Origin of the sequence: Stenotrophomonas oahuensis (genome assembly GCF_031834595.1) — a bacterium.
In the GTDB taxonomy this organism is placed as follows: Bacteria; Pseudomonadota; Gammaproteobacteria; order Xanthomonadales; family Xanthomonadaceae; genus Stenotrophomonas; species Stenotrophomonas oahuensis.
Window position 1 is genome coordinate 3897688 of the sequence record NZ_CP115541.1, and the last position, 20288, is coordinate 3917975.

Sequence of the window (20288 nt, forward strand, 5' to 3'; positions counted from 1 at the left end):
AGTCCTCGGAACAACAATACGCCGTGCATTGCATGCACCCATGAAAGAAACAGGACAATGGCAAGACCGGATATAGCCAACCTCAACGCGGTACTCAGCGTGGCGCGCCATCGCAACTTCCGGCGTGCCGCAGCGGAGCTCGGCATGTCGCCCTCGGCCGTCAGTCATACGATCGCGGAGCTGGAGCATCGCCTCGGCATTCGGCTCTTCAATCGCACCACGCGCAGTGTGTCGCTGACGCCTGCCGGCGAGGAGTTCACGCGCAGGGTGGAGCCCGCGCTGCAGGAGCTGGCCCTCGCGCTCGACGCGATGAACGTGCACAAGGAAACCCCATCCGGTAGGATCCGGATCAACACGTCCGTCGGCGGTGCCCAGGTGCTTCTGGCTCCGATCCTCTTGCCGTTCCTCACCCTCCATCCTGAGGTCCAGGTGGAGCTGGGTCTTGATGATGGTTTGATCGATATCGTCGACCAGGAGTTCGACATCGGAGCGCGCTTGATCGAAAGCGTGCCCAAGGACATGGTTGCGGTCCTGTGCAGCCCACCGTTGCGCCTGGTCGTGGTGGCGTCGCCGGCCTACGTCGCCACGCATGGAGCGCCCCAGATTCCGGAAGACCTGCTGGAACACGCGTGTTTCAGAATGCGATTCCCCAACGGTGGCGTCTACAAGTGGGAGTTCTCGAAGGACGGCGTTACCAAGGAAATCGATGTGCCGGGACAGCTCACCCTGTCAGGCCATCGGGATCTCGCGCTGCAGGGTGCGCTCGCAGGTTACGGCGTAGCGCTGGTGGCTGAACACATTGCACGGCCCTATCTGGAGCGAGAGGCGCTGGTGACGCTGCTTGGCGACTGGACACCGCCGTTCCCCGGCCTTGCCCTCTTCTACCCGCCGGGCCGACCGATGACCGCCGCGCTGCGCGCATTCATCGAGTACGCGAGGTCACCCGATCACTGGCCAGATTACGGGGCGGCGACGCCGCCGCCCCGTCTATGGTCTGATTAGTCGGCGGGAACCAGCTTCCAGCGCTCTCCGGTGGCCTGGAACCGCACGACCACCTTTAAAATTGCCTCCGCTGACGGATTGGCCGCCAGCACCATCAGTTCCTGCCCTGTGCCCAGGTACATCCGCCTTCCCGGCTCCACGCCCAGATCACGAATCCACAGCCCGCGCGTCTTCATGCACGGCACGCTTGGGCAATTGGGATAGGTATTTGCGCCTTCATGGGTAAGCGCGTTGATCATCACGCTCTTCGGTGCGCGCCAGAAGCGCCTGCGGAATTCCCGCTGCTCGTCGGTCAGGTTGGCCCATTCGTTGTCCATCATGGCTCTCCTCGTGATGCTCCATCGCCAGGATGGCGGTTCAGAGCTGTGATTAGCGGTGGGACGTACTTCTGCGGGAGTGCTGTGTTTCGTCACCCTGCAGACACACGTCGACCAACTTGCAGAAAACTAATCAGGGCTCTAACACCCGAGGCACTGCATGCGCCCGAGGCGAGGATAGGGGAATTCGAGAACTCTCTTTCGCTTGCAGTTCATGATCACTGCCGGTCCGCAAACAGTCTATTTCCTTCGAATGAAGCAGAAGTTCGCTGTTTGTGCGGACATTGGTCAGGGTCAGGGTTTCGAATTGCCGCCGGAATATCACCTCTTTGGTACGCAGGCGGAGTTGTCGCTTCTGGCGCTTAGGGCGCTAGGTACGTGCTTCCGCCCCTTCCCCCGCTTCCGTGGCTTAGACACTGGGGGCCTTACTCGGCTATTGGAGTGCACCTCCGTCATCGCGCCATTTCAGATCAATGACTTACCACCCCGCGCATGGACGCGTGCGCCGCCGCAGCCTGGCCTTCACAGCCCGCAAGGCACATCCAATGCAACGATGCAGGACGCACCCCCCCCCCCCGTGGTAACCCATGCCCCACCTTCCCCGTTTGTTTGGCCGCTGGCTGCGCCTGCGTCGTCGTGTGCGTTGGCGCTGGCGTGAACACCAGGCCTCGGTCCCGGCTATCGAGGCCACCGAGGGTCCACTGCGTGCTGCGCTGTACAGCGTTGAACAGATGGAGGTGTACGGCCGCGCGCTTGCGCGCCAGCATCGCGTGCGCCTGCGGCCCAGCCCGGAGCGCCTGCTTGAGCGCCTGCAAGCCAACGAGCGCGTGCTGGAAGACGCCAACACCTTGCTCAGCAGTGTGGTCCGTGAACAGCGGCCGGTAACCCCGGCAGGGGAATGGCTGCTCGACAACTACTACCTGGTCGAAGAACAGATCCAGACCGCGCGCCGGCACCTGCCGCGCGGCTACAGCCGGCAGCTGCCGTCACTGGCCTCCGGCCCCTCGGCTGGGTTGCCACGGGTGTATGAACTGTCGATGCAGGCCATTGCGCATGGCGATGGGCGCATTGACGCCGATACGCTGGGCCGTTTCATCGCCGCGTACCAGTCTCTCGCACCACTGAGCCTGGGCGAGCTGTGGGCGGTTCCCATCATGTTGCGTCTGGCACTGCTGGAGAACCTGCGGCGCATGGCGGCGCGGGTGATGCGCGATGGCACCGATCGTCGTCTGGCCTCGGAATGGGCGGACAACCTCAACCAAGCCGCTTCGGAGACCCCTACCGACGTGGTCCTGGTGGTGGCCGACATGGCACGTTCGCAGCCGCCCTTGACCGGTGCATTCATTGCCGAGCTGACGCGGTCGCTGCATGGGCGCGGCGGCGCGTGGGCGATGCCCGTGGCCTGGCTGGAACAGTGGGCGGCGGCGGCCGGGCAGCGCGTTGACGAACTGGTTGCCGCCGAGGGGCAGCAGCAAGCGGCCGATCAGGTATCCATCGGCAACAGCATCGGCAGCCTGCGCTTCCTGTCCACCATGGATTGGCGCACCTTTGTTGAAGAGATGAGCGTGGTGGAGCAGCGGCTGCGGGAAGACCCGATGGCGGTCTATGCGCAGATGGATTTCGCCACCCGCGACAGCTATCGCCACGTGGTGGAGAAGATCGCCCGCGGCAGCCGTGTGGCGGAGGAACGCGTTGCCACCATCGCGCTGGACCTGGCACGGGCGGCTACGCCGCCAGAGGGGCCGCGCACGCACGTGGGCTACTGGCTGGTGGGCGAAGGACTGAACGCCACCGTCGAAGCGGTGGCCGAGGCGGCACCGCGCCACCGCAAGGCCCGGCGACTGGCACATCGCGTGCCGCTTGCGCTGTACCTGCTGCCGATCACCCTGCTGGCCGTGCTGGCCACCGCTGGCCTGCTGGCAACCGGCAGTGGTTCCGTACACATCGGGCTGGCCGTGCTGCTCGGGCTGCTGGTGTTCAGTGAGCTTGGCATTGTGCTGGTGAACTGGGCCGCGACGGTGCTGGTCGCACCACGGCCGCTGCCCAAGCTGGACTTCAGCAAGGGCATCCCTGCCGCCTGCGCCACCGTGGTCGCGGTTCCGTCGATGCTGTCCAGCGTCGACGGAATCGACGTGCTGGTCGAAGCGCTGGAGGTCCGCTTCCTGGCCAATCGTGATCCCCAGCTGCGCTTCGTGCTGCTGACCGACTTTCTCGACGCGGCGGAAGCCACGGTAGCGACGGACGACGCCCTGCTTGCGCACGCCACGGCACGGATCGAGGAATTGAACAGGCGTTACGCGCCCGAGCGCGGCGATCGCTTCTATCTGCTGCACCGCCCCAGGCAATGGAACCCGGGTGAAGGCGTGTGGATGGGACTGGAACGCAAGCGCGGCAAGCTGGCGGCCCTCAATGCCCTGCTCCGCCTGGGCGATGCGGCCGCGTTCATGCGCATTGTCGGTGACGCGGCGGCGCTGATCGGCGCGCGCTACGTCATCACGCTGGATTCGGACACTCAGCTTCCGCGGGATGCCGCACGCGCGTTTGTCGCCACCTTGGCGCACCCGCTCAACCGCCCACGCTTCGACCCGGCATTGCAACGGGTGGTGGAAGGCTACGGCATCCTGCAGCCCAGCGTCGGCACCAGCCTGGGCCGGCGCCGCACCTCGCGTTTTGCCAGGATGTTCGGCAGCGAGCCTGGCATCGATCCATACACCCGCATGGTTTCGGACGTCTACCAGGACCTGTTCGACGAAGGTTCGTTCGTGGGCAAGGGTATCTATGATGTCGACGCCTTCGAACATGCGCTCGAGGGTCGCCTGCCCGAGAACCGCATCCTCAGCCACGACCTGCTGGAAGGCTGTTACGCACGCGCGGGCCTGGTCAGCGACGTGCGCCTGTACGAGGACTACCCCGAGCGCTACGCCGCCGACGCCAAGCGTCGTGCGCGCTGGATCCGCGGTGACTGGCAGCTTCTACCCTGGTTGATGCCGTGGACACCGCGCCCGGGTAAGGGATGGGCACGTAATCGGCTCAGTCTGCTGTCACGCGGCAAGCTGCTGGACAACCTGCGCCGCAGCCTGGTACCGATCGCGGCCCTGGCCTTGCTGGTGGTGGGCTGGTTGTATGCCGGAAACCCTGCTGCGTGGACGGCGTGGGTGCTGGCGCTGTGGTTTGCGCCGCCACTGATAGGAATGCTGCGCGATGCGCTGATTGTTCCGGACGACACGCCACTGGAAGCGCATTACATCAAGGTCGGGCGCGGCACGCTGCAGTCGTTGCTGCGCGCATCGACCCAGGTCGCATGTCTGCCCTTCGAAGCGTTGCTGGCCACTGACGCGGTGCTGCGCACGCTCTGGCGCATGGCCGTCACACGCCGCCATCTGCTGCAGTGGAACCCCTCCAGCGAGGTGGAGCGCCGCCTCGGCAGTGACCGCGGTGCGGAATGGCGGGTGATGGCACCGGCCTCACTGCTGGCACTCGCTCTGTTGGCAGTCGTGGCCGGCATGCGTCCGCAGGCATTGCCGTTCGCCCTGCCCTTGCTGTTGGCGTGGACCTGTGCGCCGGCGTTGATGGCGTGGCTGGGCCGTCCGCCGGTCGCCAGTGTGGCGGAGCTTTCCGTGACCCAGCGGGCGTTCCTGGGCCGGCTGGCGCGGCGCACCTGGTCCTTCTTCCAGGCCTGGGTGCGTGAGCAGGATCATTGGCTGCCACCGGACAACATCCAGGAACATCCGGCGCTGGTGGTTGCGCGGCGCACCTCGCCAACCAATATCGGCCTGTCCCTGCTGGCCAATCTGTCGGCGTGGGATTTCGGCTACCTGCAGCTGGGCGCGGTTGCTGAACGTACCGCGCTTACCTTCGCTACGCTGGACAAGCTGCCGCGCCATCGTGGCCACTTCCTGAACTGGTACGACACCGAAACCCTGGCACCGCTGCCGCCCCGCTACGTGTCCACCGTGGACAGCGGCAACCTGGCCGGCCATCTGCTGACGCTGCGCCAAGGCCTGCTGGCGCTGGTGGACGCACCGGTACTGGCACCCCATACGTTTGAGGGCCTGGCCGATACGCTCGGTGTACTGGAAGAGGAACGGCTGCGTCACCGCCCGGACGATGAACCCCTGGTCCACGTACTTAACCAGCTTCGCCAGCTGCTGGCGTCAGCGCGGATCGACCGCCCCGTCGGCACGGCGGAGACGCTCGCCCGCCTGCAGGCGTTGGCCGCTCTGGCCGACCACGCGCTGGCGCAATGGCCCGCGCCAGCATCGCCCGATGAAGGCGACCTGCATTGGCCGGGCCTGTTCGCGGCCGAATGCCATGCGGCCCAGGCGGCACTCGCTGACCTCCCTGCCCAGGCCACGGCGCACGACGAGGCCTCGGTGCCAAGCCTTCGCCAGCTGGCCGCCCTGCCCGGTACGGCGGGTGCTGACGCGCGCGCGCGTATCGAGCAGCTACAGGCCCTTGCGCACCGTGCCGGGCAGTTCTCGCTGATGGAGTACGGGTTCCTGTTCTATCGTACCCGCAACCTGCTTTCGATCGGCTACAACGTCGACGACCACCGTCTGGACAACAGTTTCTACGACCTGTTGGCTTCCGAAGCGCGACTGTGCGCCTTCGTCGCCATCGCCCAGGGCCAGTTGGCGCAGGAGAGCTGGTTTGCACTCGGCCGAATGCTCACCGAGGTCAACGGCACGCCGACACTGCTGTCGTGGAGCGGCTCGATGTTCGAGTACCTCATGCCGCAGCTGGTGATGCCCAGCTATCCGGACACGCTGCTGGACCAGACCGCGCGCCACGCGGTGGAGGCGCAGATTGTCTACGGCCGCACGCTGAACCTGCCGTGGGGCGTGTCCGAGTCCGGCTACAACGCCGTCGATGCGCGCCTGAACTACCAGTACCGGGCGTTCGGCGTGCCTGGGCTGGGCCTCAAGCGTGGCCTGGGCCAGGATCGTGTCATCGCGCCGTATGCCAGCATGATGGCACTGATGGTGGCACCGGAAGCGGCGTGCCAGAACCTCCAGGCGCTGGAAGAGCTGGGCTTCACCGGGCGGTTTGGCATGTACGAAGCGGTCGACTACACCCCTGCCCGCGTACCACCGGGACAGGATCACGTTCTGCTTCGTTCGTTCATGGCCCACCACCAGGGCATGGGCCTGCTGTCGCTGGACTACCTGTTGCGCGACCAGCCGATGCAGCGCCGCTTTGTGGCCGACGTCGAGTTCCAGGCCACCTTGTTGCTGCTGCAGGAGCGCATTCCGCGCATCGGCGTTTTCCACCCGCACGAGGTGGAGGCGCTGGGCGAGCACGCGGCCATGGCCGAGGACGAGACGTCGCTGCGTGTGCTGCGGGACCCGGGCGGCCCACGCCCGGAAGTACAACTGCTGTCCAACGGGCGCTATCACGGCATGCTGACCCATGCCGGCGGTGGCTACAGCCGCCACGGCGACCTGTCGCTCACCCGCTGGCGCGAGGATGGCACTACCGACACCTGGGGCTCGTTCTGCTATCTGCGTGATGTGGACAGCGGCGAGTTCTGGTCTGCCGCGTACCAGCCCACCTGCGTGGCGGTGGGCAATTACGAGGCGATCTTCTCGGACGCCAAGGCGGAATTCCGCGGAACGCACCGTGGCTGCGAGAGCCACCTTCAGGTCGCCATCTCGGCCGAGGATGACATCGAGCTCAGGCGCCTGCGCCTGACCAACCGCAGTCGGCGCCCGCGCACGGTGGAGATCACCACGTATGCCGAAGTGGTGCTGGCCCCTGCAGCATCCGACGAGGCCCACCCGGCCTTCAGCAATCTCTTTGTGCAGAGCGAGATCCTGGCCGCCAAGCAGGCCGTGTTGTGCACCCGCCGGCCCCGTTCGCACGACGAGGTGCCGCCGTGGATGTTCCATCTGGTCGCGGTGCATGACGCGGAGGTGGTCTCCATCTCTTACGAAACGGACCGCTCCCGGTTCCTGGGTCGAGGCAATACGCCACGGACGCCGCAGGCATTGACCACTGATTCCGATCTCTCCGGAACGGATGGCTCGGTGCTGGACCCGATCGTGGCCATCCGCGTCCGCGTGGAGCTGGAGCCAGAGCAGACCGTGCAGCTGGACATGGTGTTTGGCGTCGGTACCGACCGCCCCGGTTGCGAGGTGCTGGTGGACAAATACCGTGACCGCCGCCTGGCCGACCGTGTCTTCGATCTGGCCTGGACCCACAGCCAGGTGGTGCGCCGGCAGATCAATGCAAGCCAGGCCGAGGCAGCGCTGTACGAGCGCCTGGCGGCGCACGTGCTGTATGCCGGTTCACTGCTGCGCGCGGGTGCCGGTGTGCTCCTGCAGAACCAGCGCGGACAATCCGGACTGTGGAGCCATGCCATCTCTGGCGACCTGCCCATCGTGCTGCTCAAGGTCACTGACGCGGACAACGTGGAACTGGTCAGGCAGCTGGTGCAGGCGCACGCCTATTGGCGTCAGAAGGGACTCAACACCGATCTGGTCATCTGGAACGACAGCAAGGCGGGCTATCGCCAGGAACTGCAGGACCGGATCCTGGGGATGGTGGCCGCCAGTTCGGAAACGGGCCTGCTTGATCGCCCCGGCGGCATTTTTGTTCGACCGGTGCAGAACATGACCCACGAGGACCGCGTTCTGTTGCAGGCGGTGGCACGGGCGGTGATCAGTGACGAGGAAGGCACGCTTGTTGCGCAGGTAGGCCGCCAACCGCTGCCGCCGCGAAGGATTCCGCCTCTGGTGCCACAGGCCGTGCAGCAGGAGCTGGCACTTTCGTCGGAGGCGACGCCGGGGCTTCCCCTCTTCGCCGACGGGGGCCCCGAGGCAGGTTTGCCCCCGGGCGCGGAGCACGACGATGAAATGGACGACCCGTGGCCTTTCCTTCCCTATCGCGGCGCAGGCCAGTTCGATAACGGTACCGGCTGTTTCAGCGAGGACGGCCGAGAGTATGTCGTGGTCGTACGCGAAGACATACCCACACCGGCGCCCTGGGCCAACGTAATCGCGAACGCCCGAATGGGCACGGTCGTCAGCGAAAGTGCACCGGGCTATACCTGGTTCGAGAACGCACACGAGTTCCGCTTGACGCCCTGGCTCAATGACCCGGTCTCGGACACGGGCGGCGAGGCCTTCTACCTGCGCGATGAGGAGACCGGTGATGTCTGGTCGCCGCTGCCGCTGCCGTGCAGGGGCAGCGGCGCATACCGCACGCGCCATGGATTCGGCTACACGGTCTACGAGCATGTCGAGGACGGCATCGCAAGTGAGCTGTGGGTGTTCGTTGACGTCAACGCGCCGGTGAAGTTCTCGGTCCTGCGCCTGCACAACCTGTCGGGCAGGTCGCGGCGGCTTTCTGCCATCGGCTACGTCGAGTGGGTGATGGGTGACCTGCGCGCCAAGTCGCGCATGCACGTGGTCACCGAAAGCGACCCACAGACCGGGGCGCTGTTGGCGCGCAACACCTACAGCACCGACTTTGGTGGCCGGATGGCCTTCTTCGACACCGATGCAGACGGCTGCGGCTGGACCTGTGATCGCCTGGAGTTCCTTGGCCGCAATGGCAGCCTGCAGGCACCGGCGGCGCTGCGGCGCGAGCGTCTGGATGGGCGAATTGGTGCCGGCCTGGATCCCTGCGCGGCGATCCAGGTGCCGCTGGAGCTGGCACCGGGCGAGCGCAGTGAAACGACGTTCCGCCTTGGCGCGGGGCGCGACCGCGAGGAAGCGCTGGCGTTGGCGCGAAGCCGCCAAGGCAGCCAGGAGGCCATTGACGCGCTGGACGCGGTACGCATCCATTGGCGCAATGTACTGGCCACGGTGCAGGTGCGTACGCCGGACCCCGCGTTGGACGCACTGGCCAATGGCTGGCTGGTCTACCAGACCCTGGGTTGCCGTTACCTGGCGCGCAGTGGCTACTATCAGTCAGGCGGCGCGTTCGGCTTCCGCGACCAGCTGCAGGATGCGCTTGCCCTTGTGCACGCTCGCCCGAACCTGACCCGCGAACACCTGCTGCTATGCGCTGCTCACCAGTTCACCGACGGCGATGTGATGCACTGGTGGCACCCGCCGCAGGGTCGAGGGGTGCGGACCCGCTGCTCGGATGATTATCTGTGGCTGCCACAGGGCACCGCCCGCTACCTGGAGGTCACCGGCGACGCCAGCGTGCTGGACGAAACGGCCGGCTTCATCGAGGGACGCGCGGTGGCCGCGGAAGAGGAAGGGTATTACGACATGCCTACCCCTTCGACGCAGCGCGGTACCCTGTATGCGCATTGCGTCCTCGCGCTTGAGCGCGGTTGCCGCTTGCTCGGCGAGCGCGGGCTGCCGTTGATGGGCAGCGGTGACTGGAACGACGGCATGAACCGCGTCGGCGACCAGCAGCGCGGTGAAAGCGTGTGGCTCGGGTTCTTCCTGCATGACACCCTTCAGCGCTTCATCGAGGTGGCCAACGCGCGTGGTGATACCGAGCGCGCGCAGTGGTGCCAGCAGCAGGCCGAACGCCTGCGCCAGAACCTGGAACAGCATGCCTGGGACGGAGCGTGGTATTGCCGCGCCTGGTTCGACAATGGCACCCCGCTGGGCTCGTCACAGAACCAGGAATGCCGCATCGACTCGATCTCCCAAAGCTGGTCGGTGCTGTCGGGTGTTGCTTCGCCAGAGCGCGCCACGCAAGCCCTGGATTCGCTCTACACGCACCTGGTTCGCAAGGAGGCCAAGCTGATCCAGCTCCTCGATCCGCCGTTCGACCAGACCAGCGAGGACCCCGGCTACATTCGTGGATACGTACCGGGTGTGCGCGAGAATGGCGGGCAGTACACGCACGCGGCCGTGTGGGCGGCCATGGCATTCGCGCAGCAGGGAGACGCGGCGCGTGCCTGGGAGCTGACCGGCATGATCAATCCACTCAATCACGCGCTGGACCCGGAGGCGGTCCAGACCTACCGCGTCGAACCCTACGTGTTGGCAGCCGATGTCTATGCCGTGTCTCCGCACGTCGGGCGTGGCGGCTGGACGTGGTACACCGGTTCAGCCGGCTGGATGTATCGCCTGCTTGTTGAGTCGCTGCTTGGCATCCGTCGCGAAGGTGATCGCCTGTCGCTTGCGCCTTGCCTGCCTGATCACTGGCCGTCATTCGAACTGAACTATCGCTTCGGCCGTAGCTTCTATGCATTCGTGGTGACCCGCACTGCGCAGGGTCAGGCTACGCTGCATGTGGATGGCATGTTGCAGCCGGACCTCTCCGTTCTGCTCCGCGACGATGGCCATCACTACCGTGTTTCGCTTGATCTGGCTGCCCCGCCAGGATGAACGTTCGTCCTGAAATGCAGGTACAGCTGGATTCGCTGGCTGGCATGCTGGAGCACTGGTTGGCGCAGGTGCGCCATCCGGCGCAGTTCTGGCCGCAGTTTGAACGGTTGGCTGCGGAGATTCTGGATCAATGCGAGCACGGGGAGCGGGCCCAGGTGCACGCGGCCATCCAGGCAATGCTCAACCGCCATGCACTGGACCTCCCGCCCTGGCATCAGCGTGACGACAGGTTGTCACCGAGGACCTCATGGGACTGATCACCCTTACTATGCGGCTCATTCCCGGCCTTCCGTCGCCTCCGCCAAGGAGGCTTCGAGCAAATTCGCATACGTGTCCAAGCGGACCTTGATGCCGATAAAGACCCAGCCCATTACGTACAGCAGCACCAGCGCGAACATCAGAATGCCGGATACCAGGTTCACATCAAACGCACCTGCCCAGTCACCCCACTTCCAATTGCGGAACTGAAGGTAGAAGGCGATCAGAACCGGAAACGGGCCAAGCTTCTGCAGGCCGCCGTACATCAGCCCCATGCGATCTGTCATGTTGACTCGCAGTCTGTTGACGAACCGAAGCCGGTGTTCTCTTTCGTCCTTCGGGTACTCGCGCACGCGCTCGACCATCGATTGCCAATGGCGGAAGGCGTCGTCCATTTCAATGGCATGTGTGAGCCGAGGCTTGATGTACTGTTGCCCTTCCCTGCTGAGCATCAGTACAAATGAGAGTACGAAGCCGCCAATCTCGATGGCGAGGCATAGCCGGAGCGCCTTCATCATCCACAAGCCTGGCTCGATGACGGCCGGCAGTGCCGCTACCGTGAGCCCGGCACCGGTTGCGACCAAACCAAGCCACAGAGACCAGCGCTCAAGGCGCGTTGCCTTCGGGTAGATGCTGGTCGAGGTGTAGGCCTGCACCTGCTCGTACAGCCACGAGAAGGTAAGGTCGAACTGGCGTTCCTGGGTGAGCTGAGGTGCGCTGTCTGCAACCTGCATGTCCATTGCGGGTGATTCCTTGGGGGCGTTTTGGGGCGGTGTATTGCGGCAGGAAATGCCCATCCTACTCCCGGTTCGGTGGGCGTGGCATTGGCGACGCCGAAGTGTCGCGTCGTGGGTCATTGGTGCGTGGGTCGGCCAACGGCCGGCGCTACCGGGCAGCGCGTTGATCTGCAATGTTATGCCATAACATTACGTGATAGGCTGCTCGGCCCTCCCCTCCTCGCGAGTGCCGCATTGACCTCCCCTACCCCCGTCATCGACATCCGCGCCCTGCAGGTGGCGTTCTCCGGCAAGCCCGTCATCAATGGCCTGAACCTTCAGGTCGAGCCCGGCAGCATCTATGCCCTGCTGGGCGGTAACGGGGCCGGCAAGTCCACCACCCTCTCGGTGTTGCTGGGCTTCCTGAAGCCTCAAGCTGGCGAGGTCCGGGTCACTGGGGTGACGCCCTGGGAAGACCCCGCTCGTGTTCGCAGCCTGCTGGCGTATCTGCCGGAGAACGTGGCGCTGTATGAGCATCTGACTGCGGTTGAGAACGCGGACTACCTGCTCTCGCTGAGCGGCACGGGGGTTTCCCGCGATGCGCTGGTGGAGGCGCTGCGTGCTGCTGGGTTGCAGGAAGCGGCGTGGCATCAGCGGTTGGGGCGGTTCTCCAAGGGCATGCGGCAGAAGGTGGCGATCGCGATTGCGTTGATGCGGCAGGTGCCGTTGTTGCTGCTGGATGAGCCTACTTCTGGGTTGGATCCGGGTGCCAGTACGGACTTCCACGGGCTGCTTGAGTCGGTGCGGGCGCGGGGTACGGCGGTGCTGATGGTCACGCATGACCTGATGGGTGCGGTGGAGGTGGCGGATCGGATTGGGGTGTTGGAGCGTGGCGCTATTGCCTATGCGTCTGACCGGGCTTCGTTTGATTTGCCTGCTTTGCATGCGCATTTTTCTGGCCGGGCGGGGGTTGCCGGCCAGCGGCCGGCACTACCGGGCATCGCATCGTGACCAGGGGTAGCGTGATGGCCGCGCCGCGGCCCATGAGTGCGTGGGTTCTAGTGATGCGCAATGAGTTGCGCGCGATGCTGCGAGACCGTACTGCGGTTGCGGGCATTGTGCTGCTGACCTTGTTGGCGGTGGCCGCCACTGTGGTCTCTTCGCACCATATGCAGTCGGCGGCGGAGTATCGGCAGCGGCAGCAGGCAGCGGCGCAGGAGGCGTTTGACGCCCAGCCGGACCGGCATCCGCATCGCGTGGTGCACTACGGGCACTTCGTCTATCGCCTGCCCTCCGCGCTGGCGGCGTTTGATCCCGGGGTGGATCCGTTTACCGGCAGCAGCATGTTCCTTGAGGGCCATCGGCAGAACACGGCCAACTTCGGCGATGTGATGCAGAGCTCCATCCTCACCCGCTTCGGTCAGCTCACGCCGGCCTTCGTGCTGCAGATCCTGGCACCGCTGGTGCTGATCTTCCTTGGGCACGGGGTACTTGCCCAGGAGCGCGAGCGCGGCACGCTGCGGCAGTTGATGCTGCAAGGAGCCTCGCTGCGGGCGATTGTGGGCGGCAAGCTGGCTGCGCTGTGGCTGGTGTCACTTGTATTCATGCTGCCGGCCTTCATCGGGTTGGCGCTGCTGGCGGCGGCAACCGGGGCCTCCGGGGTGGTGGCGTCGGTGCTGATGCTGGGCTATGTGTTGTACCTGGGTAGCTGGTGTGCGGTGATTGCTGCAGCATCCGCACTGCTCGCACGCCGGCGGGATGCGCTGCTGGTGCTGGTGGCGGTGTGGGCAGTCTCCGCCTTGCTGGTCCCGCGCGTTGCACCCGATGTGGCCTACGCCGCCTACACGTTGCCGGACCGGCTGCAGACCGAGGTCGGCATCGGCCGCGACCTGCGGGCACTGGGCGACAGCCATGATGCGGATGACCCCTACTTCTCCGCGTTCCGCCGCAAGGTGCTGGAACAGTACGGCGTGTCACGGATTGAGGACCTGCCGGTGAACTACAAAGGCTTGCTGGCGGTGGAAGGCGAGCGCGTGACGTCTGCCCTGTTCAACGACTACGCCGAACGCAGCGCGGACGCGCAGCACAAGCAGAACCAGCTGGTGGGCCGCTTCGCGCTGCTCAGCCCGTCCATCGCGCTGCGTCAGCTTTCCATGGCGGCCGCCGCAACGGATCTGTCCGCACATCTGCGGTTCCTCGATCAGGCCGAAGCGCACCGTTATCGCCTGGTCCAGCAGTTGAACCAGCTGCAGGCTGACGGGGTGAGCTACGCCGACGATACCGCCAAGGACGCCGGTGCCGACCAGCGCAAGCGCGTGGATAGCAGCCACTGGCAGGAGATTCCGCACTTCCAGTTCAGTCCGCCGGCGTGGACCACCGTGTTGCATAGCCTGTTGCCGGGTCTGCTGATTCTGTTTGGCTGGTTGCTGGCCACCCTGCTCGCGCTCGCGCTGAGCGCCCGCCGTCTGGAGGTGGCGCGATGAAACTGTGGAAGTACGAATGGACCCTGCTGCTGCGCTCCAAGGTGGCGGTGGCCGGCCTGGCGTTTCTGGCGGCGTTGACCGTGGCCAGCCTCATCTCCGGCGTGCAGCGGATCGACAGCCAGCGTGAGGCCATTGCCCGCATCGCCGGGCTTCAGGCCGAGGACATGGCCGCACTGGTCGCGAAGAATGGCGCGTCGCAGGATGCAGGCACGGCCGCTTATTACTCCTTCCATCCCACCTGGAACCCGCCGTCACCACTGGCCTTTGCAGCGGTGGGCATGCGGGACGTGGCTCCCTTTGTGCTGCGCGTTCGGGCATTGGGGCTGGAGGCGCAGATCCATGATGGCGATGCCTTCAATCCGGAGCTGGCTTTGGCCGGGCGGTTCGACTTTGCGTTCCTGTTGACCTTCCTGGCCCCGCTTTTCGTGATCGTGCTGTTCCACGACCTGCGCTCGGCCGAGCGTGAGTCTGGGCGGGAACGGACGCTGGCCAGCCTACCCGGCTCGCTTACCCGCCTGTATGGGCGGCGTGCGGTGGTGAGGGGGCTCGCTTTGAGCCTTTGCCTCGGCATTCCGTTTGCGGTGGTGGCTATTCAACAGGGTGTGCATGCATTGCAGATTGTTGGCGTGCTGGCGTTGATGGTGGCTTACCTCGCCTTCTGGATGGCTGTGGCGCTGCTGGTGGCGTGGCGCGATTGGGCGTCGAGCACCAATGCTGCATCGCTGGCCGCTGCGTGGGTCACAGTGGCGCTGGTGCTGCCGGCGCTGTCCAACGTGGCGATCGAGCGGGCCATTCCGGTGGAACAAGGGGCCGAGATTGCGCGCGCCCAGCGTGAGGCGGTGAACGGCGCGTGGGATATTCCGCGTGAGGACACCATGCAGCGCTTCTACGCGAAGTATCCGGAATGGAGCGCGTCGGCACCGCTCGGTACGGAGTTCCACTACAAGTGGTATCTGGCGTTTCACCAGAACGGGGATGATGCGGTTGCGCCGATGAGCGCGGCGTACCGTGAGGGGATTGAGGAGCGCACGAAGGCGGCGAATACGCTGGGTTGGGTGCTGCCGCCGGTTGGGTTGCAGGCGGCGCTGACGCGGATGGCGGGTACGGATATGCACGCGCACCTTGCGTATCAGGATCGGATTCGGGCGTATCACGCGCAGTTGCGGCGGTTCTATTACGGGTTCCTGTTTGGGGACAACCCGTTCCGGGAGGAGGACTACAGGCGAGCGCCGAAGTTCAAACCGTGAAAGGGGTCGCCGGGCGGACTCGCGGCACCATTCCCGAGTGGCAGAGTCTGGCCAGTCCGGTTATCGGGCGTGTTAGAGAGTCCTCCGTTCAGCCAAAACCTGGCAATCAGCACCATTCCGATTCTGTGACACTAGTCGCAAGCAACATCAGAGGGGACTGTTAGCATCCCGATGCGATCAAGTCGCATTTGCGTTAAACTCACCAAAACGACGAGGTTTAGCTATGAAGATTTCTTATCTGGCCTTCGCGTGTTCTGTTCTTTTCGGGCTTTCTTCATCAGCCGGTGCTCATGAAGAGATATCGAGTCCTTCACAAGCCGAAGGAGAAAGCAGAGATCTGCTACAGCGCGAGATATCGACACATCTGGCGCAAATCAAGAACAAAGAAGATCTGCAAGTTTATTTGACTTCGATGCGAGGCATCCAAACTCCACTGGACACCCTGTCGCCCGGGGCCAAACGACGATTCATCGAGAGCCTAGTTTTCACAGATCGAGGCTTGGCCAGTTTCACATATGTTGACATTCGCAACGAACTGACCTTGTCCGAGGCGTACAAATTGCTCGCGCTGTTTGGTAGAGAGGCCACCGCTGCCTCGATTCGCGGTATGCGTGTTGAGAACGAAGCCGACAGGCTGATCTCCCAAGCTTCTGCCGAGGCCCCGCTTAACGACTACATGGACTATTGGTGCCGTACCACGGCAACGTGCACCAAGAAGCTGGAAGACATCTGCGTCGGTCCTAATTGCTGAAATGTTCAGGCACGCAAAGGGGATGGAACAGTGACCATGCGCCTGTTGCTCGTATTGCTGGGTATTGTCACCGCCTCTTGGGTGTCTGCTGTCGAAATGTCAGCCTTGGAATCCAGATTCAATGAGTACTACGCGAAGGTGCGTCAGGTCGACGCCACGAGTGCGCAACGGGCATCGAAAGAGGCTGTGGCGCTGTTCGATCGATACTTCGCAGACACCTCATCGCCTGATTATGTAGAACGCGCCTCGCCCGAGTCACTTCACTTTCTGCTGCGGGCATCCTCTGCAAAGAATTTCTACACCCAGGACACGGGTGATATCTCCATCATGCGGCTGGCGCTAGCAAGGTTGGAGTCACTTGGCGCGGACAAGCGAATTGACTGGGAGAGTCTCTATCTTTCGCTCATTCTTACGAGACAGTTTGAAGAGGCTACGCGACTTCAAGAGGCGCGACCGGAGTGGTTGTCAGCCTTGCCGGCGATCAAGAGGCCTGACAGGAAGGCTGCGAACGGGGCTGTGTTGTGGAGAGTAGATATGTCTGCAAACGCACTTGTGCTGAAATCACGAGCCCTGCCGCAGGGTGAGTATCTGGTGATCGTAGCGCACCCGGCATGTCAGTTCTCTCGAGCAGCGATGCTTGCTTTTGAATCGGATTCCAAGTTGCGCGGACTGCCAGTCATCTGGTTGGTCCCGCCGGATCGGAATCTTGCATTTGACCTCATAGGCAACTGGAACGCAGCGCATCCAGAGGTTCAGCTGCTTCTTGCCGATCAAGCGTCGCAGTGGGACATTGATGACTGGTCAACGCCTTCATTTTACTTGATGAAGGGCGGGAGCAGGATTCGCTACAGAGCCGGGTGGTCCTTGGATGGCAGCGACAAGGATGCCGTTCTGGAGCTTGTTCAGTCGGCACCGGTTGACCTGTAATCACCGGACTCTACCGCGGACTTCTAAAGGTATACGCACTCGGGCCTCTTTCCTTCCTCGGGCTAGAGATCAGCGTGGGCAACGCCCTTTCCGGCCTGTCGGGGGCACTGTGGGTCACGGTGGCGCTGGTGCTGCCGGAGATTTTCTACAAAGAGCAGCCGGGCAAGCCCGGCTCTACGTTTGCGGCGCGAGCGCGTTACAGAAAATCGGCAGAAATCTGCTCAAGGTCCTTCGGCGTGATGCCAGCATGCTCGGAAAACACGGTGTCCGCATTCTCCGGCACCTCCACTAAGGTGCCGCGTGCCCGGATGTGCAGATCAAAGAGCGTAAGCAAGTCCAGCTTGCGCAGCTGGGTGAGCGCTCGCAGCATCAACGACACCCCCGCCAGATTGTTCTGCACGTTGTTCTGCCAACGCGGCTGGGTCGCCAAGGCGATGTCGGCCCAGATCATTTCCTTCGCTTCGAGGTCGAAGACCATGGGAAGGCAGAACGGCGTGTCCGATGACACATCGAAACGATCCACCACGGTGGCAGGCTCGTAGGGCTCGCCGGAATCAGGATGGTGCCGCGCCATCCAGCCTGCATAGCACTCCGGTAGATCACAGAACGCCTGGCCGGTGAAATTGTTGATGCATACGACGATGTAGCGCACGCCAAGGCTTTTGCAGCGCTCAACGTCGATGTCGATGAACTCGCTGGCACCCTTTGGCGCATCGACAACGTCGCCACTGTGAACCGCGCCGAAGTTGCGCAGATTGTAATAGGCCAGCGTGTCTACGTAGCCGTAATCTTCTGCGTACATGGCCGCAGACAGGTCAATGTCTACGCGGCCACGCGCATTTCTCCACCAGGTGAAGAAACGGAGCGTGGGCGAGTCATCGATTGGCACCCGGCTTCCGCGAACAATCGTGCGCAGGGCTTTCGAGGCGGAGCGCTGTGAGAACGGTGCCAGATAGCGGGCCAGCGCTGGATCCAGATAGCAGCGACCCAATGGGGCCAACGTCGCGAAACGGGTCAACAGTGTGCGGTCGCAGATGGAAACCACATCCGAGATCGCGCTGGGATCGAGGGGCTGCAGTGCGTCTGCGCGGGCAAAAACGTTGGCCACCTGCCCCTTCGGAAAGAACACGCGCAGCCCCGGATCATTTCGGTGACGGAAGTGCGTCAACACCTGCAGCAGCACCGGGGTGGACACCTTCGGTGCTACGGCGGCAAACGCCTCCATCACCCGGCTGCCACCGCCAAGGCGCAGCAGCATGTCGAGACGCCGGGCAAGCTCCCCCGGGCGTGACTTCAACAACTCCAGCGCACTTGCGGGTCCATCTCCCCAGCCGTTTTGCGGTTGCGCACTGCCCGGCATCGCCAGAGCGACTTCAACACGGCTGTTGAATCCGCGCTCGCGTCGGCCGTTACGCAATGCCGAGAAGGCCGCTGAGATGGTTGGGAAACGGCTCGTATACTCACCGGGATGCAGGCGCTCGCCGAGGCGAATCCAGCGTCCTTCCCAGCGCTGCATGTCCTCAAGTATCGAGGGGATGCGCTCGAGCCATCCCAACAGGCGCGCACGAACGGAGCGCGGGAACCGGCCGAATTTCGCGGGTTGCGCCAAGGATACGTCGCCGCCATTCATGGCCACGGCGATGCGCAGAACATCGGTGGCGGTTCGAATGCTCGGTTCCAGTGCAACCGGATCGAGTCCTTCCCGCAGCATCGTTCCTGCGATGACCGCAAGGTTCTCCTTGCAGGCAATCTTCTCCGGCAGCAGCCTGGTGATGGATTGGCCGTTCTGCACTATGAAACGTGCAACGTCTTCGCGATCCTGTTGCGAGTAAGGGGTCTTGGATTGTGCCAGCCGGGTGAATACAGCCGTCAGGTCATCCCTGGTGCCGAGGCGCAGCGGCCGCAACTTTGGCTGCTCCTTGGACGGTGAGTGATGCTCACCGTCGGGAAACTCATCAACCAGATCCCAATAGTGCCTCAGCGCGTTGAGATAGAGCTCTCCCTCGGCCAAGGCCATGACCTGGGTAGGAAAGCCTGGATACAGGGGGCGGAAGACCCGATGGGCACCCAGCATCACCTTGAGCTCCCGCTCCAGGCGACGATAGAAACCTGTAGCCTCATCGGCTCCCAATGAGGCTACCCGCGCCTCCAGATCGCGCCCGAGGCCATAGCCATAAGCGGCCAGGTTCCGCTGGATGGTGGCAACCACCTCAACGGGTGTTTCGCCATCACCAGGCTCCAACACAACCATCGATTTACGACGAAGAAGGATTTGGAGCATGGCGAGAAGAATAGAAAGGCGGAGAGCGGAGACCCTATTTCAGGAAGGTTAGAAGGAAGGACCCCCATAGCCGCCTTGGTTGCAGAATAGCACTGGATGGGCTTGTTTGGGGGCGCGGCTGCTCAAGGGTCTCTTCGGCTCACCTTCACGAACGGAATGCCCAGAATCACATTCAGCAGCACGAACATCAGCACGGCGATAATCGCCAGCTTCGCGTCCGGGAAGCTGCTGCCGATCACGCCCATGGCCACGCCCGGGTGCCGCGTGGCGGATGCAAGTGCGAGCGCGGCGCGGATGCTGCGTGCGGGTCCTCCCAGCAGATAGCCCGACACCAGCCCTGCGACGATCACCAGTGCCAGCGCCAGCAGGGTGCCGTCGCCGATCAACTCCCACAGCTTTGGTCCCAGAATGATCAACGCGCCCATTCCACCCGCCAGCAGCAGGAGGAAGCCGATTCGTGACACAAGGTGCGAAGCACGTTCGGCATGGGCACCCAGCAGTTTCTGCGCCACCAGGCCCAGCAGCATCGGTGCGAGCACGGTGATGGCCAGCGTCTTGGCGATGCCCGACGTCGATACCGGAAACTCGCGCCCGAATACGACGCCGAGCATGGGTAGCGCGATGGGCATCAGCACCAGCGAAATGACCGCAGCAGATACCAGCAGGGCAATGATGTAAGCCCCCTCCCCGCCTGACTTCAGCTGCTTCTTTGGCAGCAGCGGCGGCACCGGGGACAGGGAGAGCACCAGCAGCGCCAACTGCACGCCCGGCGGGGGCTGCACCAGCCAGATGATCGCCAGCACCACCAGCGGCACGACCACGTACATGGACACGATGGCCCGCAGCGCCAGCCCGGGATGCCGGACCAGGTACAACATGTCCGTGGCACGGGCGCGCATCGCCAGCGCCATGGCGCTGAGCACCACGCTGACCACGATCACCAGCTTCATTGCCATCAACATCGACATGGTGACGCTCCGCGAATGAGGGGTGTACTGACAGCAGAC

12 protein-coding genes are annotated in these 20288 nt (G+C 63.9%); 8 read left to right on the plus strand and 4 right to left on the minus strand.

Translation table 11 applies throughout. The annotated features are described in order from the left end of the window. Positions 1-57: 57 nt before the first annotated feature. Positions 58-1002: a LysR family transcriptional regulator gene (locus PDM29_RS17395; RefSeq protein WP_311191300.1), complete on the plus strand. Its 945-nt coding sequence runs from the start codon at positions 58-60 to the stop codon at positions 1000-1002. On the opposite strand, the gene PDM29_RS17400 is transcribed toward PDM29_RS17395, so the two are convergent. Then, positions 999-1322 (minus strand): hypothetical protein, encoded by a 324-nt coding sequence (locus PDM29_RS17400; RefSeq protein WP_311191301.1) that lies wholly within the window; start codon positions 1320-1322, stop codon positions 999-1001. The two genes, PDM29_RS17395 and PDM29_RS17400, sit on opposite strands and share 4 nt — an antisense overlap. Positions 1323-1906: 584 nt before the next feature. Between PDM29_RS17400 and PDM29_RS17405 the strand changes: the two genes are divergently transcribed. Both PDM29_RS17405 and PDM29_RS17410 read left to right on the plus strand, forming a co-directional pair. Further along, complete coding sequence (locus PDM29_RS17405; RefSeq protein ID WP_311191302.1) at positions 1907-10618, plus strand: glycoside hydrolase family 94 protein; 8712 nt, start codon at positions 1907-1909, stop codon at positions 10616-10618. Beyond that, on the plus strand, positions 10615-10875 hold the full coding sequence (locus tag PDM29_RS17410; RefSeq protein WP_311191303.1) for a hypothetical protein: 261 nt from the start codon (positions 10615-10617) through the stop codon (positions 10873-10875). Before PDM29_RS17405 ends, PDM29_RS17410 begins: the two co-directional genes overlap by 4 nt. A gap of 18 nt (positions 10876-10893) precedes the next feature. Here the strand turns inward: PDM29_RS17410 and PDM29_RS17415 are convergent, their stop codons facing one another. Beyond that, on the minus strand, positions 10894-11616 hold the full coding sequence (locus tag PDM29_RS17415; protein ID WP_311191304.1) for a hypothetical protein: 723 nt from the start codon (positions 11614-11616) through the stop codon (positions 10894-10896). A 231-nt stretch (positions 11617-11847) separates the two neighbouring features. On the opposite strand from PDM29_RS17415, the gene PDM29_RS17420 reads away from it, so the two are divergent. From PDM29_RS17420 to PDM29_RS17440, 5 genes are all read left to right on the plus strand, one after another. After that, positions 11848-12603, plus strand: coding sequence for an ABC transporter ATP-binding protein (locus tag PDM29_RS17420; RefSeq protein ID WP_311191305.1), 756 nt, complete (start codon positions 11848-11850; stop codon positions 12601-12603). 32 nt (positions 12604-12635) lie between these two features. Next, positions 12636-14075, plus strand: coding sequence for an ABC transporter permease (locus PDM29_RS17425; protein WP_311191306.1), 1440 nt, complete (start codon positions 12636-12638; stop codon positions 14073-14075). Then, the gene (locus PDM29_RS17430; protein ID WP_311191307.1) at positions 14072-15322 is read left to right on the plus strand and encodes a DUF3526 domain-containing protein; all 1251 of its coding nucleotides are present in this window, start codon (positions 14072-14074) and stop codon (positions 15320-15322) included. Before PDM29_RS17425 ends, PDM29_RS17430 begins: the two co-directional genes overlap by 4 nt. Positions 15323-15545: 223 nt before the next feature. Beyond that, entirely contained in the window at positions 15546-16073 is a 528-nt protein-coding gene (locus PDM29_RS17435; RefSeq protein WP_311191308.1) for a hypothetical protein, read from the plus strand. 36 nt (positions 16074-16109) lie between these two features. Next, positions 16110-17000, plus strand: a complete 891-nt coding sequence (locus PDM29_RS17440; RefSeq protein WP_311191309.1) for a hypothetical protein — start codon at positions 16110-16112, stop codon at positions 16998-17000. Between the two features lie 196 nt (positions 17001-17196). Here PDM29_RS17440 and PDM29_RS17445 read toward each other — a convergent pair whose 3' ends face one another. Continuing rightward, positions 17197-19281, minus strand: a complete 2085-nt coding sequence (locus tag PDM29_RS17445) for a TerD family protein (protein ID WP_311191310.1) — start codon at positions 19279-19281, stop codon at positions 17197-17199. A 122-nt stretch (positions 19282-19403) separates the two neighbouring features. After that, positions 19404-20249 carry a hypothetical protein gene (locus PDM29_RS17450; RefSeq protein ID WP_311191311.1) on the minus strand — a complete coding sequence of 282 codons (846 nt, stop codon included), beginning with the start codon at positions 20247-20249 and terminating at the stop codon, positions 19404-19406. Between the last annotated feature and the right edge of the window lie 39 nt (positions 20250-20288).

Bases quoted from the DNA above. Each gene is read 5' to 3' on its own strand.
- PDM29_RS17415 (WP_311191304.1), bottom strand. From the start codon at position 11,616: ATGGACATGCAGGTTGCAGACAGCGCACCTCAGCTCACCCAGGAACGC.
- PDM29_RS17430 (WP_311191307.1), top strand. From the start codon at position 14,072: ATGAAACTGTGGAAGTACGAATGGACCCTGCTGCTGCGCTCCAAGGTG.
- PDM29_RS17445 (WP_311191310.1), bottom strand. From the start codon at position 19,281: ATGCTCCAAATCCTTCTTCGTCGTAAATCGATGGTTGTGTTGGAGCCT.
- PDM29_RS17440 (WP_311191309.1), top strand. From the start codon at position 16,110: ATGCGCCTGTTGCTCGTATTGCTGGGTATTGTCACCGCCTCTTGGGTG.
- PDM29_RS17410 (WP_311191303.1), top strand. From the start codon at position 10,615: ATGAACGTTCGTCCTGAAATGCAGGTACAGCTGGATTCGCTGGCTGGC.
- PDM29_RS17425 (WP_311191306.1), top strand. From the start codon at position 12,636: ATGAGTGCGTGGGTTCTAGTGATGCGCAATGAGTTGCGCGCGATGCTG.
- PDM29_RS17395 (WP_311191300.1), top strand. From the start codon at position 58: ATGGCAAGACCGGATATAGCCAACCTCAACGCGGTACTCAGCGTGGCG.
- PDM29_RS17450 (WP_311191311.1), bottom strand. From the start codon at position 20,249: ATGTCGATGTTGATGGCAATGAAGCTGGTGATCGTGGTCAGCGTGGTG.
- PDM29_RS17405 (WP_311191302.1), top strand. From the start codon at position 1,907: ATGCCCCACCTTCCCCGTTTGTTTGGCCGCTGGCTGCGCCTGCGTCGT.
- PDM29_RS17400 (WP_311191301.1), bottom strand. From the start codon at position 1,322: ATGATGGACAACGAATGGGCCAACCTGACCGACGAGCAGCGGGAATTC.
- PDM29_RS17435 (WP_311191308.1), top strand. From the start codon at position 15,546: ATGAAGATTTCTTATCTGGCCTTCGCGTGTTCTGTTCTTTTCGGGCTT.